Here is a 19,267-nt window from a genome sequence, read left to right as displayed (position 1 = left end):
AATTGAAAATTGAGAGGAGTTTGACGTATGCAAGAACCATTATTTTTAAAACCTGTTTTTCAAGAAAAAATCTGGGGAGGCAGTCGCTTACGTACTGTTTTTGGCTTTGATATCCCAAATGATAAAATTGGGGAAGATTGGGCGATCAGTGCGCATCCTCATGGCGTGAGTGTCGTTGAAAATGGCCCATTCAAAGGCTGGAAACTAGATGATCTATGGAAAGAACATAAAGAATTATTCGGCCATCCAACAGAACCAGTTTTTCCGTTATTGATCAAAATCTTAGATGCAGAAGATGATCTATCTGTTCAAGTTCATCCAGATGATGCTTATGGTATGGCACATGAAGGAGAGCTAGGAAAAACAGAGTGCTGGTACATCATTGATGCCGAACCAGGTGCAGAGATCATCTATGGTCATCATGCAAAAACACGTGAAGAATTAGCCGAAATGATCCAAGATAGTCGCTGGGATGACTTATTGAAAAAAGTTCCTGTCAAAAAAGGTGATTTTTTCTACGTACCAAGTGGAACGATCCATGCAATTGGGAAAGGGATCATGATTTTAGAAACACAACAAAGTTCAGACACAACTTATCGTGTTTATGATTATGATCGCAAAGACGAGCAAGGAAACACTCGGGAATTACACATCCAACAATCAGTCGACGTAACAACAGTACCAGCAAAAGCTCCTGAATTACAGATCAAAGAGATCCGTCAAGGGAACTCTTCGATCGTCACTTACGTAGAAACAGAATTTTTCAACGTCTACGAGTGGGACATCAAAGGGATCACATCCTTTAAAAAACAAGCACCGTATACATTGATGACAGTTATTGATGGTGCGGGAGAATTGGTGATAGGTAACCAAACCTACTCACTAGAAAAAGGAACAAGTGCGATCTTACCAAGCGATATCACGGAGTGGAAAGTTCAAGGAGAACTTTCGATCATCGCTTCTGAGCCAGGAAAAAAATAATAAGATAAAACTGTCGTTGCTAGGTTCAGCGATAACAATAAAGCGTACCAACCGAAAATGGACTTGCTATTTTTGGTTGGCGCTTTTTTTTGTGTCTGGGACATTAGTCCTCTTGTACCACCTAAAACCGAATAAACGGCGGGAACAGAAGTAACCTCATCGGAAATAAGGCGCCATCCACAAAAATTTGAAAAACAATTTTCGTGGATGGCGCCTTATTTCTCGAGGCTGAACACTTCTTTCCCGACCTCAGTGATATAAGAACAAAGAAGGTACCAATTACAGTTAGTTTTATCGATGAAAAGTTGCTTGTTGAAATCACTTACAAAATATGTTATATTCTTCTCGTAGAGTTAAAACGTTTTAATAGAACGTTAAAATGATTTTCTTGTTAAAGGAGAGGAAAACGATGAATACTGTTACAGTTATCGGAAGTATCAATTTAGATCGAACCATCCGTGTGACTTATATGCCAAAACCTGGAGAAACGATCCATACGAAAGAAACTTTTTCAGCTGGTGGAGGAAAAGGAGCCAACCAAGCGGTTGCTGCTAGACGTTCGGAGGCAAAAACTTACTTTATTGGTGGCGTGGGTAAAGACGAAGCAGGAAAAACGATGACAGAATTACTTGAACAAGAAGAAATTGATTTATCTGGTGTAGCGACATTAGAAAATCAAGCGACTGGACAAGCGTATATCATTGTTGATGACCAAGGTGAAAATAGTATCATGATCCATGCTGGTGCAAACAATGCGTTTACCGTAGCACAAGTACAAGAAAATAAAACAATCATCCAAAAAAGTGATTTTATTATTGCTCAGTTTGAAAGCGCTATAGAACCGACGATCGAAGCATTCAAAATCGCTCGAGAAACTGGCGTGAAAACGATCTTGAATCCGGCACCGGCGCTAGAAAATGTTCCTGACGAGTTATTAGCAGTAACGGATATGATCATTCCAAATGAAACAGAAACGGAGATCTTAACAGGCATTACTATTACCGATGAAAAAAGTCTAAAAGAGGCGGCACAAGTCTTTCATGGATTAGGTATTGAAGCGGTGATCATCACGATCGGAAGTAAAGGCGCTTATTATGATATTGCTGACGGCGCTAGTGGGATCGTACCAGCTTTTAAAGTGCATGCAGTGGATACAACGGCTGCTGGCGATACCTTTATTGGTGCGATGAGCAGTGTATTAGCCAAAGACTTCAGCAACCTAGAAGAAGCGATCCGTTATGGCAATAAAGCCTCTTCTGTGACTGTTCAACGTTTTGGTGCACAGCCTTCTATTCCGTATAAACATGAATTAATCTGATTGAGGAAAGGATGAACAAATAATGAAAAAAACGAAAGTAATCAATTCTGATATCTCACGAGTGATAGCACAAATGGGACATTTTGATAAATTGAGTATTGGAGATGCAGGAATGCCTGTACCTATGACCACTGAAAAAATCGATTTAGCAGTTACGCAAGGGGTTCCTAGCTTTATGGAAGTTTTACGCAATGTGTTGTCAGAATTAGAGGTGCAACGTATTTATCTAGCAGAGGAAATCAAAAAAGAGAATCCTGACATTCTTTTAGAAATCCAAAAAGAAATGCCGGAGACACCGATCACGTTTATTCCGCATAGTGAAATGAAAACTGAGTTAAACAATTGTCACGCATTTATTCGTACAGGTGAGATGACTCCTTATGCGAATATCTTGTTAGAAAGTGGCGTCGTATTCTAAAAAAGGAGATGTAATAAATGAATGCAACAGCATTATTGATCGGATTAGGACCATTACTAGGTTGGGGACTTTATCCAACGATTGCTTCGAAGATCGGTGGACGTCCTGTGAACCAGATTTTAGGATCAACAATAGGAACTTTGATATTCGCACTTATTTTTGCCCTGATCAATGGCATAGCACTGCCATCTGGAATGGATCTTGTCTTTTCTATTCTTTCCGGTGTGGGCTGGGCGACTGCTCAAATCATTACTTTTCAATCCTTCACACTGATTGGCTCGTCACGTGCAATGCCTATCACCACAGCTTTTCAATTACTTGGGGCTTCATTATGGGGTGTTTTTGCGCTAGGCAATTGGCCAGGAACGACAGCGAAGATTCTTGGTGGATTAGCATTGATCTTGATTATTTTAGGCGCATGGATGACTGTTTGGACTGAGAAAAAAACCAAAGAAAATAGCAGTTTACTGAAAAAAGCGGTTTTATTATTAGCAGTCGGAGAGATTGGGTATTGGGCATATTCCGCAGCACCTCAAGCAACAACCATCGACGGAATGCACGCTTTCTTGCCACAAGCAATGGGGATGGTCTTAGTGGCGATCATCTACACCGCTGTATTAAGTATGAAAGGGCATGAAAAATCAGCATTTACGGAAGTTGTTTCTTATAAACAAATTTTTTCTGGCTTCTTTTTTGCCTTTGCTGCATTGACCTATTTGATTTCTGCACAACCAAATATGAATGGTTTGGCAACGGGCTTCATCTTATCGCAAACTTCTGTTGTTCTAGCAACCTTGACTGGTATCTGGTTCTTAGGACAAAAGAAAACGAAAAAAGAAATGACGGTCACGATCATTGGCTTGGTCCTTATCTTAGCTGCCGCAACGATGACTGTTTTGATATAAGATATTTTGTTAGAAGCGTTATTTTAAAAAATTGGGAAGTAACTGCGGTTACTTGCCCAATTTTTTTTGTGGAAAATAGATAACGGAAACTGTTAGAATAGAGCTATCTGAAAAAAAGCATAAGCGCAGTCTGCTGAAGTAGAAAGGGCAGGTGATCAACGTGGGGGAGAATTTGAATGCGCTTCCTGCTGATGCAGTGGCGAAATTAACCTGGTTTCGTCAATTACTACATTATTTCAAACAAATGATCATGCCAAATCTAAGTATTTTTATTGCTTGGGGTTTGTTATCGATTGTATCAAATATCGTATCAGGTGATTTGCATCAAACGCTTGCACATGTCAGTGATTGGCTGATTTATCTGTTATTGCCTATTTTGATCAGTTACTCTGGAGCAAAGATTTTTGATCAAAAAGCAGCTGTAGCAGGTGGGATTGCTGTCATCGGTATGATAGTAGTTTCTGATCTTCCACAACTATTCGGAGCGATGATCATCGGTTTGATCACGGGAGGTATTTTTCACTGGGTGGATCGTTGGTTGACGCCGAAAATCAAACCTGGCTATGAGATGTTGCTGAATAACTTGATGATCGGTCTAATCGGTGGGGTTGTCTGTCTGTTAGGCATACTGGTCATCCAACCAATTGTTGAAGGTAGTTTGTCTTATGTTGGACGCTTTGTTTATTGGCTCATTGAACAACATCTGTTACCAGTGGTCAGTTTAGTGTTGGAACCGTTAAAGGTCTTATTTTTGAATAATGTCATCAATCACGGCATCTTGACACCTTTAGGAATGGAGATGACACAACATGCGGGGCATTCGATCTTATTTTTGATGGAAGCCAATCCTGGGCCAGGAATAGGGATTTTAAGTGCGTTCTTGTTTGCTGCTGATCGAGAAAAAAGTGTCAAAGCAGGTGGAGCATTGATGATCCAAGCTGTCGGAGGAATCCATGAGATTTATTTTCCTTTTGTCTTGATGCAACCTGCGCTTTTTTTTGCCGTTATGATTGGAGGAGCCACAGGAACGTTTGTGTTCCAACTGTTTGCTAGTGGGTTGAATGCTCCGGTTTCACCAGGTTCATTGGTGATTATTTTAGGGAATACACCCCCTTCACAATTAGCAGGTGTCATTTTAGGTATTATTCTCAGTGCGCTTGCTACGTTTATTTGTGCCATACTGTTATTGAGAAAAACGAAACCTGTGGAATCGATCCTCCCAGAAAGGAGCCAACTGATGAATCATGAAGCGGTCAACCAAATCATCTTTGCTTGCGATGCCGGGATGGGTTCTAGTGCAATGGGCGCAGCCATTTTGAAGAAAAAACTGCATGCGCAAGGGATAGATATACCTATAAGCTATACCTCTATTTATAGTCTGAAGAATCATCAGAAACAATTGGTGATCGTACAAAGTGCCTTTCAATCTTTAGCACAAGAAAAAGCCAAAGAGAGTCAGATCATTGCTGTTGAACATTTTTTAGAAGTTGAGTCGTATCTACCATTGATCAAGCAGCAACTTCATGAAATAAACAAAGAACCTCAAATCAAAAAGCAACAAGAAGTTAAACAACCTAGAACCAGAGTTGTGTTTTTATACCAAGGAAATCGCCGAGGCTCACAAACGATGGGGATGACGATTTTAATGAAGCTAGCCAAGGAATATCAGGTCGATCTATCTGTAGAAAAAACAGCCGTTGAAGACCTAGTACCCGAAAAAGAAGTGGTATATCTTGCGAATGAAAGAATGGCAAAGGCGTATCAACTGGAACAACAAGTGGAGCATTTGTTGATCATTGATCATTTTGTCAGTACCAAAGCCTATCTATCATTAGTAAAGGAAGTGGACTAAGATGTATTTGTCACCAAGGGAAAAAGAATTATTGACAGAACTCATCAATAGTCCAGCACCCGTTTCTATACAAAAAATGGTCAATGTTTTACGTGTCAGCAAACGGACTGTATACCGCGAGTTGGAGCAATTAGAACGATCGCTCAAGGAAGTAAATGCTTCGCTGAAAAAAATAACCCGCGGATCATTTATGATTGAAGCGACACCTGAAACAATGACACAACTGCGCCAACTACTGAACGAAAAAGAGATGGAATTATCGACAACTGAAAGGCAACATGCAATTTTATTAGAGCTGTTACTCACGAAAGAACCATTGTCTTTAAGTTATTTTTTAGAAAAGTATTTGATTAGTAACACGACTTTTTATGCTGATATCAAGCAACTCGAAACCAGTATGAAACAACTGCCATTGTCGATCACTCGTAACCGTGGCTATGAAATCACTGGGCCGGAAAAATACCGCAGATTGCTGATCGCAAATATCTTAGAGTTGGAGATCAATGCGTATGAAATATTTCACTTGTTGGAATTTGATACGACAACGAATTTCTTTTTTCAATTTATCACGACAGATAGTTTATTACTGGCGCGTCAAGTGGTACGAGAAGAATTGATCCAGCAAAAAAAAGAATTAAGTGACCGGAAACTGGAACATTTAGTTTTGATACTCAGCATCACGATCGATCGTGTCAAAAAAAATCACGTGCTGACGAATGAAACCTACACTGGACTAGTGAACAAAGAGTTATTACGTATCGCCAAAGCTTTATTTTCTAAAATCGCTAAGGAAACGCAACAACTTTATCCAGTCAATGAGATCGTCTTTTTTGCTAGTCTATTAAATGATTTCTCGAATTCCTTTGATCAGGATTTTTTTGAAGAAACATTTGATACCCAACTCGCTTATCTTGTGAAACAATTGATCCAAGTGGTGAGTGAAGTGACCAATAATCCATTCTATCAAGATGAAACACTCTACAAAATGTTGTTGACCCATTTATCAGGAGTATTTTCTCGAGCGGTACTTCAAGAAGAACAATTGACTAATCCGATTTTAGAAAAAATCATGGTTCAGTATCAAGAGATTGCTCAAGCCATCCGTCAAGGAATCGAGCAGATTTTTCAAGAAAAGAAACTATCCGAAGAAGAAATTGCTTATATGGTTCTCCACTTTGCGAACTCGTTAGAAAAAACACCAAAGGACAGCACGATCAAAATCGCTGGTTTTTCCCCTAGTGGATTAGCTTCGACAAGTATGCTTGAGTTAAAACTAAAGAGGTACTTCCCATTTGTTCAACATATCCATTTTTATCGAATTGCTGATCTAAAGAAAATAAATTTAGAAGAAGAGTATGATCTCGTCATTTCTACTTCGATCTTGAGTGGCTATGAGGGGAAATATCTATTAGTTTCACCATTACTTCTTGAGGAAGAAATCAAACAATTAAAAGCAGAATTTGCTCGTTTGACAGCCCATCGAACGGAACATATCCGGTTAGCTGATCAACCTTCTGTTATCGAAGATACTTATGAAGAAACGGTGTTGATGATGAGCAAAATCAATCGATTACTTCAGCACTTCTTCATTCAAGAATTAGACAATCCAGAAACAGTAGAAGCTACGTTGAAGGATATTTTCGACTATTTACCTACAGGGTTGGTCCAAGATAAAGAAAAAGTCTATCAGCGTTTAATGAAAAGATATCAACAAGCGCCAATCGGATTACCTCATACCAACATGGGGCTGTTCCATACGTCTAGTTCTGAGATGACTGCACCATTATTTTGTATCTTTCAATTGAAACAGGTATTAGAAATTGAAGGAATGGATAAAACAAAAGTCGATTTATCAAGAATGCTTGTGATGTTAGCACCGTCCCCGATTGACGAAGCCACAGGGAAATTACTTGGAAAAATCAGCGGCGCATTGATCATGAACGATTTGAATACAGAGATTTTTCGTTCAGGTAATGAAGCAATCATTTATCAGTTATTATCTAAAATTTTGATCGACGAAATTAAAAAATAAAGGGGGGATAGAGATGCTTGAAATCCCAACGGAACACATTTGGCTGAACCAACAGTTTAGTAGTTGGGAAGACGCGCTCCAGACGATTGGCGAGCAGTTACTGGAAAAGGGAGTCATCCAAAAGGGATATATCGATGCGATGATTGCCCGTCAAGAAGCAACAAGTGTCTATATCGGCAATTTTGTGGCACTCCCTCATGGAAAAGTACAAGATGAACAGATTGTTAAAGAAGGTATTTTTTTGTTCCAAGTGCCTGATGGGGTTGATTTCGGGATAAATGGTGAAAAAAAGATCGCAACGATTTTGTTTGCTGTGATCATGAGAGAAAACCAACAATTAACAAGTTTACAAGAACTTGCATTCTTTTGTTCCGATGTCGATCAAGTAATGGCATTGAGTGATGCACAAACAGTAGAGGAAATCCAACAGATTTTAAAACAAGCTGAGGAATTTTGACGTAAAATACGCGACGACCAATCATTTGATTGGTCTTTTTTTTTTCGATTTTTTTGGGAGAATCTCGCCAAAATCGTAATTATATAGTGAAGGAGGTGCTCCGAAACGTGGTGAGATTTCTTACTTGATTTCAATAAGCAACAGCTGTGTGATTGAATCAACTTTCTCACTTTACAAGATCAAGCGACCACTTTATCAAATGAAAGGAGTTAAAAAATGAGGAGATACTCTAACTTGCTATTCTTGATTTTACCGCTCATCATTTTATTTTCCATGATGACTCAAGTAAAAGGCATACCAGTCTCAGCAGAAACGTTGACTGGTGTTCCCTCCTATCAACCAATCACTGCATCTTTCCCCAACTATATGACACGCACGAGCTTACAACCAACCGCACAAGAAGACACTTGGGAAAACTTCAAGAAAGACCACCAACTGATCCAAGGACCGAACGGAAAATTGACCACCATAGGCTCTACGAATTATATCGAAGAGGCGATTCATGAACGCTCGCCAAGATTGCTTGACCCATTTGCCAATGAAAGTGTCGTTGTTGATCCAGCGATCCATATCCCTAATATTGATATCCAGCTATCAAACGGTGGCAGAGAATACGGGTGGTATGGAAAACGAGTGAATGGTGAGATTGCTCTATGTTTGGAGCAGGGAGTGGCTCTCAATGTCGGTGAAAATAATGGCTACACTTCAAGTATCCAGAATACAGAATTATTAAAGAAAATCTCTTTGATCAAGTACTATGGCGTCATTGCGACAACTTACACGATGGAAAAAGAGTTGATGACTCAACTACTTGCTTGGGAGCAACAAGGGATCACACCTATCAATATCTCCGGCGTTTTGACCATGAGTGATTATCAAACATTCAAACGAACAGTGATGGAACAAGTGGAACGGTTCTATACCCAACCTAGTTTTCATGGACATATTATGAATGTAAAAGTCGGCGAAAGCCAAACATTCACCGATACGTCCGGAGCATTTTCAAATTATGCTTCATCTCCCGTGCAATCAATCAATGGAGTCACCATTGAAAAGCAAGGGAATCAAGTAACAGTTACTGCGACTAAAGAGGCACCAGAAACAAGCGAGATCGCATTTGATTATCATATCCCTAGTAGTTATCAAGGAGCAATCGTCGTGTACCAACATCCTTATACACAAAATATGGTGGTAGGCAGAGTGCCGCAGCTTACAAGAACTTCCTTTCAGCTTCGCGTACAAAAATATGGCCATGCAGCTATCCGAAAAGTCGATCAACAAACGAAACAACCATTAGCCGGAGCTGTTTTTCGTTTCACAACTTCAGAAGGACAGCAAAAAGAATTGACGACAGATGCCGAGGGAATTGCTACATGGCATGATTTGTTGGTCGATACGATCGTTACGATCCAAGAAATCAAAGCGCCAGAAGGCTACGTTTTAAATCCAACGCCCCAGACTGTCACTGTCAAAGTGAATGAATTGACGAGTATCACATTAGCTAATCAAGAACAGACAGCTAATTTGATGGTCATCAAAGAAGATGCAGAAACAGGCAATCAGCCTCAAGGAGGTGCCCAATTGGTCGGAGCTGTCTATAAATTAACGGACAAAGACGGAGAAACAGTGGCGGAATTGACGATGGAAGAGGTTAATGGAAGTGCATCAGCTGAGCTAAAAGGGTTAAAACTAGGAACCTATTATTTACAAGAGACCGTTCCACCGAAAGGTTATAACTTAGATCCGACTATCTATCCTATACATTTGACTTACGCAGGACAAAATGAAACGGTGGCTGTTCATAGCAAAACAGTCACTGATCGCGTCATCAAGGGTCATGTCGAAGGATATAAATTTGGTTCAAAACCTCTTATCCCCACTTCTATCTTCGAAATTTTACACGCATTAACATCCAATCAAACGAATCATAAACCACCACTCGAAGGAATCGAACTAACAGCCACCGCTCATACCACAGGAAAAGAATATGTCCAAGTCACTGAAAAAAACGGCTACTTTAAATTTATCGATTTACCCTATGACACGTATACGATCGCTGAAACTAAAGGAACGGATGGCTATTTGATCATTGAACCATTTGAAGTGACGATCAGTGAGGAAGGCTATACCCATTTCTTTTTATTAGAAGATGAAATCATCGAATCACGCGTACATCTCATCAAGATCGATCAAGAAACAGGACAACAAATTCCCTATGCTGGCGCACAATTCAAGATTTTTGATACTTGGGCGAATGATGGACAAGGGGCATTTGTAGCAATGACGCGTCCGAATGATACAGAAAAAACTGAGATTTTTGAAACGAATCCAAAAGGAGAACTCGTAACAACGCAAAGCTTACCTTGGGGTGTGGATCGTTATGAGCTTCATGAAGTCAAAGCGCCAGAAGGCTATCTCCCGTTAGAAGAACCATTGATTTTCAGTGTAACAGCGGAAAATCATAGTGCATTGATTCGCTTAGAAGTCCCTAACCGTTTAGCAAGACAATCCATTGAATTGATCAAACGAGATCGCTTGAATGAACAACCTTTGGTGCAAGTACCATTTGGCTTATATCAGGTAGAAAAAGCAGAAAATGGCGGGGATATCCTTCAATTTATTGAAGAATATCTCACGGATGATGAGGGAAAAATCGAAGTAAGCGATTTGCCCTATGGGACCTATCAATTTATTGAAGGAAAACCATTGGAAGGGTATTTACCTTTAGAAGAACCTTTAGATTTTTCAGTAACTGTTGAAAAAGATGGTGAGTTGATCGTATTAGAAGCCTATAACGAACGCGAAAAATTAGCATTGACGAGTTTGTTCACAGCAATCGACGGAAGTAAGGAGCTTGATCCAACCAAAGACAATCAATTGAAAGACGTAGTCTGGATCAAAGGAGCAGCCATTGAAGTCGGTCATACGTATACAGTAGTGACGCAGTACCGAAAAGGTGAGACCGGAGAACTCATCAACGAAGCAATCTCAACCTACACAGCCAAGAGTAAAGAAGATCAATTTGAAGTTTTTCTTGAGCTGAAAGCCAATACGCTAAAAGACAAGGAGCAGTTGACTGCCACTCACATTTTATACTACGAGTCTGAGCAAGAAAATGAGGTAGCACGTGAAGATGATTTGACCAATAAAGAACAGACCGTTCATTTCAATACACCAAAAATCGAGAAAAAAGAAGAAACGAAAAAGCAGGAAAATACTCGTGATTTACCTAAAACAAATAGTCGTACTTCTGTTTCTCTAGTAGGGTTAGGTAGTTTATTTCTAGGAGTGAGTGGTCTTTTGATCTATCAACAAAAAAAGGGTGGTTTGAATGACTAAAAGGAAAAAATACATGAGATTTGGCTTGTTCATATTCAGTTGTTCAGTTGTTTTGTTCGTCAGCGGCTGCAAACCAAGAGAAACAGAAGTTCCGCAAACAGCTGTCTCCACAGAAAGTAGAACGAATCAAGAAATCAGAGTGAAAGGATCAGAGTCAAGCGATCTAAAAAAAGAGGATAACTCTGCTCAGTTGTTTGAGTTTGCTTCGCAATTCAGAAGACCCATGAATGAACTCTCTGAAGCCACGATCAGAGATGAAACAAAGCGACTAAGGATCGCTTATCTTGAAACAACAACAGTACCACAAATCGTGGAAAGCACAGTTGTAAGAAGCAAACAAACGCATCAGTTGAGAGAATTCGAGCAAACACTTACTCCTAATATACCTGTCACTCCAGAGGCATTGGAGCAGTGGCAAGGGCCTATCGTTCGTGTCAATGAGCCATTGCACATTTTACCTAGAGGAACAGCGATTGATCCATTTGCTTATTTTACTTTCGTTCAAGGGAGCGATCCCAATCCGCAGATCCATTATACGCTCATCGATCCGAACCAAACGGGTTATCAAACCATGCAGATTTCAGCAATTGATTCAAAAGGAAACGTGAGTGTTGCGACTGTGACTTTTCTTTTTAATCACTCGCCAATCATTCAAAAGGAAAAGAAAAGTCAACACATAGCGATCGGTTCGAGTATTGATTTATTAGCAGGGGTTTCTGCTTACGATGAAGAAGATGGTGAATTGACCGCAGAAATCCAAGTAGAAACGACACTCCAAACAGAAAAAGAAGGAAGTTATGAAGTCATTTATTCTGTCACAGATCAATTTGGTGCAAGTACCAGTTTGACAACCAATGTGACGATCACGAATGAAGCTCCAATGATCGTTGGTCCCAATCAGCTCGTCTTTCCTGTCAATCAGTCATTCTCTTTATTGGATTATTTCTCAGCAAGTGATCAAGAAGATGGCGCGATCAATCTTACTTCGGAAAATATCTTGGCATCTGATTTTGATCCTCAGGTACCGGGAAACTACTCTATAAGAATCGCGAATGTGGTGGATCGTTATGGCAAAAGAGCAATTGAGCGCACCGTCCATATTCAATTGACGAATGAAGCGCCCACAGTCACAAATACGCATATGACGCTCCCTGTTTTTAGTGAATGGAATAAAGAAAGTTATTTGGCAACACTGATTCTTGGAGATCGTGAAGATTCGGTGGATCAATTACAAGTGATGATCGATGTGCCATTTTGGCAGAAAATCGACACTTCACGATTAGGTATCTATCGTTTTCCTCTTCAGGTCCAAGATACACATGGAAAAATCACTCGAACTTTTGGGAGCGTCCACGTAGTCAATGAGCCCCCTGTATTTTCTGGGATAGAGGATAAGAGATTCCTTGTAGGCGAAGAGAAATTAGATTTATTAGCAGGAATCTCTGTGACTGATCGTGAAGAGAAATTAAGCATAGCAGATGTTGAAGTCATAGAAGAAATCACTTGGGACACACCTGGAAGCTATCCTGTTTATTTGTCGATCAAAGATTCGTTTACAGAAACGCGAGTGTCTTTTCATGTCAGCGTAGTAGAAAAGAATCCAGAAATGCCAGAGATACTAAGCGAATAAGGAGAAGAGAATGGATTATTTCAATCAAGCAATGGCACTATTTTCTAATGGAATCATTACCGCAGGCAGTTTACTGACTGTCTGGGGCATCATCCAATTAGGCGTTGCTATCAAGGAACATAATGGACCAGGCATGCAACATGCCATTTTTCAAATCGTAGGCGGAGCAGTGATTTTAGCTGCTGGTGCGTGGATCACGAATATTTCAATGTGAGGAGCGAAAAAGAATGGACGGTGCGATCGAATTTTTGCTACAAACGATTGCAGAACAATTAAGTTTATCGACGAATCATAAAAATAGTCTTTTACAAAACCTCGAACATTATCTGCCGGAAATCTATCGTTACAGTGTGACGATCATGGAAAGTGTCGTCAAACCTATTGCTTATTCCCTATTAGGTTTTCTATTGTTGATCGAATTTCAACAACTCGCACATCGACTATATGGCAAGCAGTCAGAGTTTGGTGGACTGGATCTTTTTTTGCCATTGTTTATCAAAATCGGATTGACCGTACTGCTTTTACGCCACTTGATGGTTTTCCTCAATGCCATTATGGATGTAGGCATTTTTGTTAGTCAAGGAATCAATCAATTGGAGATTCGAGGTGTGACGGATCAGACAATGGATATCTTCAACGTGATGGAGCAGATCGATCAGCTAGGTTTTTTTGAAAAAATGGTGTTGTTGATGATCTTACTCGTTCCCTTGATTTTATCGATCATTGTTAGCGTCCTTGCTCAAGTGCTGATCTTTTTACGTTTTTTAGAAATGTATCTTTATTTAAGTATCTCACCTTTACCGATTGTCGCTTTAGTGAATACAGAAATCGGGCATGTCGGAAAGAATTTTTTAAAACTATTTGGTGCGGCATCTTTACAAGGTGTATTGCTTTTTATCGTGTTGAATATCTACCCACTACTAGTGAGTACTATTTTTTCATTTGATGAGACGCAGGGGATGATTGCAGTGATCAGTGCGATCGTCGGTAATTGCTTGGCGCTATCTATGTGTTTGTTTTACACCATGAAATGGTCGAAAGCGATTATCGTTGCGGCCTGAGTTTGAAAAGGAGTGTGAAAAATGGCAATTGAAGTCGTGATCAGAAAAGAAATCAAAGAGTATCAAGAGAAGATCTTTTTTGGCTTCTCTTTAAGGCAGGTTATCGTTATTGCATTGGCTTTGATCGTGATTTTACCGGTCGGCCTACTTAATCATTTTATTTGGGGCTATTCAATTGATGATCTAGGAATTGTATTGATGTTTTTTACTAGTCCGATTTTATCGGTGGGTTGGATCAAAAAAAATCAGTTACCTTTAGAAAAATATCTCCTTATCCGTTGGCGCCATCTTATCGCAACAAAGCACTATCCATATCAAAATGCTCGTTTGGAGGAAGATCATGAAGGGATTTCAACGAGGAAAATCAGTAAAACAGAGAAATATCGAAGTGAACAAGGGAATTAAAAAGTCTTCCTTAACCAAACTATTACACAAGCAAAAGAAAAAAAGAGGAAAAAAAGAACGAAAATCAGCACCAGCCAAACATGCACAAAGGAAGATTCGTTATGAAAAAATGTATGAAAGTGGAATTTGTGAACTTACTTCCGGATATTATTCAAAAAGTATCCAGTTTTCAGATGTCAATTACCAAATTGCACCTGTAGAAGATCAACAAGCTATTTTTCAAGGGTATTGTACCTTACTAGATAGTTGTGATGACCGAACGCATCTAACGATTACCTTGAAAAAAAAGCGAATGGAACAAAAGGAACTTGAAAAGCAATTGTTCTATAAAGAAACAGGGGAGAGACAGGACATTTACCGTCGAGAATTGAATGAAATGCTGCGGCGAACCATGACAGAAGGAGGAACGAATTTTAGCAAACAAAATTTATTGACCTTCAGCACGCATGCCACTGATTATGACCAAGCCAAGCATTCCTTGACGCGTATCGAACAACAACTTAGTCATAGTCTTTCGGAAATCGAATCAAGTAGTCAAACACTTTCTGGCAAAGAACGGTTGCAACTGCTCCATGAATTGATCAAACCTAATGAATGGTTCCAGTTCAATTATACAGATTTAGTTTATAGCCGTTTGTCGACAAAAGCAGTTGTTACCCCTGCAAGTTTCAGCTTTAAAGCAAAAGACTATATCGAAATTGGCTCAGAGTATGCCCAAGTCCTATATTTGAAAGATTACCCCACCAAACTTTCAGATAGATTGATCTTAGAATTAATGGATATTGGCGAAGAGTTGTGTTTATCGATCCACATTGAACCAGTGGATTCTGAAAAAGCAAATCAGTTGGTTCAAATTAAAAAAGCTTATATGGAAGGGGACAAAACAACTGCTGAAAGAAAAGCGACACAAAAAGGCTATGATCCTTATTCAAGTATTCCGTATGAATTGACCAATAGTATCAAGGAAGCCGAAGCTTTATTAGACGATCTAGTCAAAACCGGTCAAAAATTATATTTTGTTACCTTCCTCGTTTATTTCCGATCTCAGACTAAAGAAAAACTTGCTGATATTGCGGAACAAGTCCAACATGTGGGGCGTAAAAATCGTTGTCATTTCAATGCATTAGACTATCTACAAGATGAAGGATTCAATTCGGTCTTACCTTTAGGAAAAAATTGGATCGAACAACAACGGACGTTGACGACAGAAAGTACAGCGATTTTTATTCCATTTTCAGCGCAAGATCTTAATCATATAGATGGCAAATATTACGGGAAAAATGAAATGACCAAAAATAGTGTAAGGATCGATCGTAAGCAACTAAACACGCCGAGTGGCATGATTTTAGGTAGCTCTGGTTCAGGCAAAGGTGTAGCCAAAAAATATGAAGAAATCACGACGTTACTTAAAAATACCGAAGATGAAGTCATTTCGATTGATCCGGAAGATGAAGATACGATCATCGGCAATGATTTTGATGCTCAAATCATCAATATCGCCCCTAATACCAATACCTTCATCAACTTATTAGATATTTCAGAAGACTTGAGAGGAGAGGCAGATCCAGTAAAATTGAAATCTGACTTTCTCTTGACCGCTTGTGAAGCCTTGATCGGTGGTCCAACTGGTTTAAATTCAGCACAACGATCGATCATTGATCGTGTCACGCGATTGACGTATTTCAATTTTCAAAAAAGCTCAGAAAAATCAGCGCCGACATTGGCGGAAGATTGGTTTCCGCTTTTAAAAGAACAACCGGAAAAAGAGGCGCAGACATTGGCGTTAGACTTAGAGTTATATATTGATGGTTCACTTTCAATGTTTTCTAAACCAACTAATGTTTCTTTAAATAAACGTTTTGTGATTTACAATACGAAACAACTAGGGAATCAATTGAAAACTTTTGGGATGATGGTTGTTTTGGAACAAGTGTGGAATCGGGTCGTTCGCAATCGAGACAGAGGCATCACTACTTGGATCTATATTGATGAAATGCAACTCCTGTTAAATGATCCTTACTGTGAAAATTATTTTTTTGAACTCTGGAGTCGAATCCGAAAATGGGGTGCGATTGCCACTGGTATTACCCAAAATGTCGAAACCTTATTATTATCAGATAAAGCACGCCGAATGTTAAGTAATACGGAATTTATCATTATGTTGAAACAAGCGAAAAGTGATTTAGATGAGCTGTCTTCCTTATTCAATCTTTCGTATCAGCAACAAAGACAATTACTCAATCCAATCAAAGGCGCAGGATTGATACGGGCAGGCAACGCCATTGTCCCTTTTTCCAACACTGTTGATCCAACAACAAAACTTTATGAGTTGATCACTACTGATCCTGTTGAACGCCACAGATTACGACAGGATGTATCGCCATGAAAAAAAACGATGTAAGCATTGAAGAGACCGTGAAATCACGAAATAAACGAAGGAGTAACAGACATTTTCTGCGTAGAAAAACGATAGATCCTCGCAGAGTCATGCTTGAATATCAGACAAAAATAGTTGATTTCTCTTTACTTGGAAATAAAACTTCGATCAGTAGCAAAGTCAGCCTTTACCTACTTGTTGGTGTTAGCATTCTCATATTTTTTCTCTTTTTCAGTATGATCGGATTCGTTTCGTCTGCCACGATCAAAATCAATGAGCTTGAATTGACGAAGGTCTGGAAATATTTGACCGAATTGGATGCGGAATTGACACTAGAATTAAACTCAACTAAGAGTTCGATTCTAGTAAATGAACGAGTAGTGGCTGCAAATGAAATCGTGATCAGGACTGACATTGAAGAGGTGCTGATTTATTTAGATATGGCTTATGGCGATGACCAATTAGGAAATCCAGATGTTCTCAAAGAAACGATCCAAGAATTGCATGAACAGATGTGGCAAGTAGACAGTGACGGGAGACAAATCAAATTAATATCACAGCCATTGTCGCAAGTGATCACTTGGACGCCGGAGTGGAAAGAACGCAGACAGCTGTTAGCAGAAATTGGTCTTTATGCAAGTTTGACTGAATTAAGCAATCCATTGAAAGAAACAGACTCTTTACGCATAAAACAACGCTTTGGTTATTACGTAACAAATCAAGAAAAAAGCTTACTTGAAGGACTGATCATCCAGACAGAACCGAAAGAAAGCATAGTCGCTGTGATCGCTGGAGAAATTACAAGAGACCGAGAGAACGTAACCATCACAATGAACGATCAAACCATTACTTATCATGATGTAGATCTAACAGCTACTGAAGGACAGATGGTATCGGTGGGTACAGAGATCGGGCGAGTAAAACAAGAGGAACTGCATCTGTCTTACCAGAAAAAAGGTGAAATCGTCAATCCAGCTTTTTATCTCCCCAATGTAGTCGATAACAATGAGACACAGCTTGATCTCATTGAAACGGACGTTACATTCAATGAACAGAAATTTCGAGAAGTGATTCTACTACATTGTCACGCATTTAGTGATCATGCAGAAACGATTATCCAAGAAGCTAAAAAGAATAATATCTCCCCCATTGTTCTAGCAGCCATCATGATCCACGAAACTGCTTGGGGGACGAGCGAAGGGATTCGAGAAAAGAACAATCCAGGTGGCTTGATGCGAGAAAATGAGTTGCTTTCCTACGCCACACTTGAAGAAGGGATTGCCGCCACCGCTCGAACACTAAACCAATTGATCGTGAACCAAAGACTGCTGACAGTCGAGCAACTCGGAAGTGTGTATTGTCCTGTAGGTGCAAGTAATGATCCCCTGGGATTAAACCAATACTGGGTACCGGCGATCAAAGAATTATTTGTACAACTTGGTGGCAGTAAAGAGATGAGCTTACTCTGGCAATCGAATCACACAGTGGGTCAAGAGGTGTTGACACAAGCCAGAACATTGTATCGTCAAAACGTTCAGTACTCACAAGGCTTTGAACGAGGCACCTTTCCTTATCATGATTGCTCTTCTTTTGTTCTGTGGGCGATGAGAAGTGTTGGCTTGCCTGTGCCACTAGGTAGCACTGAGACATTGTATTCTTTGGAAGGGACTTTCCTGATGCCAATCAGTCGAGAAGATGTCAGAGCCGGTGACTTGTTTGTGTGGGGGAAGAAAGGACACTCTTTAGGTAGTTACGGCCATACAGGGCTATTTTTAGATGATGGTGGTAAAACGATCCTTCATTGCACACCTGCTACTGCACGAGGGTATGGTCAAGAAGGCGATATCGTCATCACTCCATTTGAAGGCTATGCAGGTGATCTCCAGCTGGCGCCTGTTTATTTCTATCGATTGTTGGGAGAAAACAAATGAATGCAAAATCCCGCTTCCTTTGTCTCATTCTAGCTTTCTTTCTGTTTGGTAGCATGACTTTTAGTGTGGGTAGGTCACTTGTCTTTCGTTCACAAGAAAAAAGACAAGCCTCTGAAAAGAAAGCCAGACAACTTTCGGAAGCACAAGTCAGAGAATTTTTACAAGCTTATTATACGTTTGAAACAGTCGGCGACAATTACTCTGCATATGTTGATGCTCTTTCTAACAAGATGAAAGATAAAGTAAAAACAGAACAAGGTAAAAAAACGCATAGTCCACAGCGTTTTGGCTTCAGTCGCTGGCTCAAAAGCGAGCATTATTTTAAACAAACGAACGAGGAAATGGTTGAAGTCCTCTGTTTGGTTGATTTTACGACGTCTTTATTGAATGAAGAAGGCGGAGTTGTAAAAAAAGATATTCGCCATCGTGAGGGTGTCAAACTGACTTATCTCTATGACACTAAAAATCATCGCTATGTCTTGGATGATCTCGAACAGCTGTCTTCTTTTATGGAAATACAATGATTGAGTAAGGAAGACCTTACAAATGGACGCAACAAAA

At 39.7% G+C, this 19,267-nt stretch carries 15 protein-coding genes; all 15 read left to right on the top strand.

The window, feature by feature from the left end:
- Positions 1-27 precede the first annotated feature (27 nt).
- The 15 genes from manA to IGJ39_RS11360 all read left to right on the top strand — a co-directional run bounded on the left by manA (position 28) and on the right by IGJ39_RS11360 (position 19,230).
- Complete coding sequence (gene manA / locus IGJ39_RS11430; RefSeq protein ID WP_066026541.1) at positions 28-981, top strand: mannose-6-phosphate isomerase, class I; 954 nt, start codon at positions 28-30, stop codon at positions 979-981.
- A gap of 409 nt (positions 982-1,390) precedes the next feature.
- Positions 1,391-2,299, top strand: a complete 909-nt coding sequence (rbsK, locus tag IGJ39_RS11425) for a ribokinase (RefSeq protein WP_410300934.1) — start codon at positions 1,391-1,393, stop codon at positions 2,297-2,299.
- A 22-nt stretch (positions 2,300-2,321) separates the two neighbouring features.
- A complete protein-coding gene (gene rbsD / locus IGJ39_RS11420; RefSeq protein WP_010736652.1) occupies positions 2,322-2,717 on the top strand; it encodes a D-ribose pyranase in 396 nt (131 codons plus the stop codon).
- Positions 2,718-2,734: 17 nt separating this feature from the next.
- The gene (rbsU, locus tag IGJ39_RS11415; RefSeq protein ID WP_010736651.1) at positions 2,735-3,622 is read left to right on the top strand and encodes a ribose/proton symporter RbsU; all 888 of its coding nucleotides are present in this window, start codon (positions 2,735-2,737) and stop codon (positions 3,620-3,622) included.
- 244 nt (positions 3,623-3,866) lie between these two features.
- Entirely contained in the window at positions 3,867-5,474 is a 1,608-nt protein-coding gene (locus tag IGJ39_RS11410) for a PTS transporter subunit EIIC (protein ID WP_438765040.1), read from the top strand.
- A 1-nt stretch (position 5,475) separates the two neighbouring features.
- Complete coding sequence (locus IGJ39_RS11405) at positions 5,476-7,506, top strand: BglG family transcription antiterminator (RefSeq protein ID WP_438764776.1); 2,031 nt, start codon at positions 5,476-5,478, stop codon at positions 7,504-7,506.
- A gap of 13 nt (positions 7,507-7,519) precedes the next feature.
- Complete coding sequence (locus IGJ39_RS11400; protein ID WP_438764774.1) at positions 7,520-7,963, top strand: PTS sugar transporter subunit IIA; 444 nt, start codon at positions 7,520-7,522, stop codon at positions 7,961-7,963.
- A gap of 216 nt (positions 7,964-8,179) precedes the next feature.
- On the top strand, positions 8,180-11,302 hold the full coding sequence (locus tag IGJ39_RS11395) for a SpaA isopeptide-forming pilin-related protein (RefSeq protein ID WP_410300936.1): 3,123 nt from the start codon (positions 8,180-8,182) through the stop codon (positions 11,300-11,302).
- On the top strand, positions 11,295-12,932 hold the full coding sequence (locus tag IGJ39_RS11390; RefSeq protein ID WP_438764772.1) for an immunoglobulin-like domain-containing protein: 1,638 nt from the start codon (positions 11,295-11,297) through the stop codon (positions 12,930-12,932). The genes IGJ39_RS11395 and IGJ39_RS11390 overlap by 8 nt, the downstream gene beginning before the upstream one ends.
- A gap of 10 nt (positions 12,933-12,942) precedes the next feature.
- Positions 12,943-13,146 (top strand): hypothetical protein, encoded by a 204-nt coding sequence (locus IGJ39_RS11385; RefSeq protein WP_065097021.1) that lies wholly within the window; start codon positions 12,943-12,945, stop codon positions 13,144-13,146.
- A gap of 13 nt (positions 13,147-13,159) precedes the next feature.
- Positions 13,160-13,993 (top strand): hypothetical protein, encoded by an 834-nt coding sequence (locus IGJ39_RS11380; protein WP_010736644.1) that lies wholly within the window; start codon positions 13,160-13,162, stop codon positions 13,991-13,993.
- A 21-nt stretch (positions 13,994-14,014) separates the two neighbouring features.
- Positions 14,015-14,398: a PrgI family protein gene (locus IGJ39_RS11375; protein ID WP_161642999.1), complete on the top strand. Its 384-nt coding sequence runs from the start codon at positions 14,015-14,017 to the stop codon at positions 14,396-14,398.
- Complete coding sequence (locus tag IGJ39_RS11370; RefSeq protein ID WP_438765038.1) at positions 14,382-16,784, top strand: VirB4-like conjugal transfer ATPase, CD1110 family; 2,403 nt, start codon at positions 14,382-14,384, stop codon at positions 16,782-16,784. Before IGJ39_RS11375 ends, IGJ39_RS11370 begins: the two co-directional genes overlap by 17 nt.
- Positions 16,781-18,706: a peptidoglycan amidohydrolase family protein gene (locus IGJ39_RS11365; protein ID WP_438764769.1), complete on the top strand. Its 1,926-nt coding sequence runs from the start codon at positions 16,781-16,783 to the stop codon at positions 18,704-18,706. The genes IGJ39_RS11370 and IGJ39_RS11365 overlap by 4 nt, the downstream gene beginning before the upstream one ends.
- On the top strand, positions 18,703-19,230 hold the full coding sequence (locus tag IGJ39_RS11360; protein ID WP_438764767.1) for a hypothetical protein: 528 nt from the start codon (positions 18,703-18,705) through the stop codon (positions 19,228-19,230). Before IGJ39_RS11365 ends, IGJ39_RS11360 begins: the two co-directional genes overlap by 4 nt.
- The last annotated feature ends 37 nt before the right edge of the window (positions 19,231-19,267 follow it).

Origin of the sequence: Enterococcus sp. AZ140 (genome assembly GCF_051714405.1) — a bacterium.
Classification (GTDB): domain Bacteria; phylum Bacillota; class Bacilli; order Lactobacillales; family Enterococcaceae; genus Enterococcus_B; species Enterococcus_B pernyi.
The sequence above is the reverse complement of the archived record's forward strand: the minus strand, read 5'-3'. Positions and strand labels throughout refer to the sequence as shown.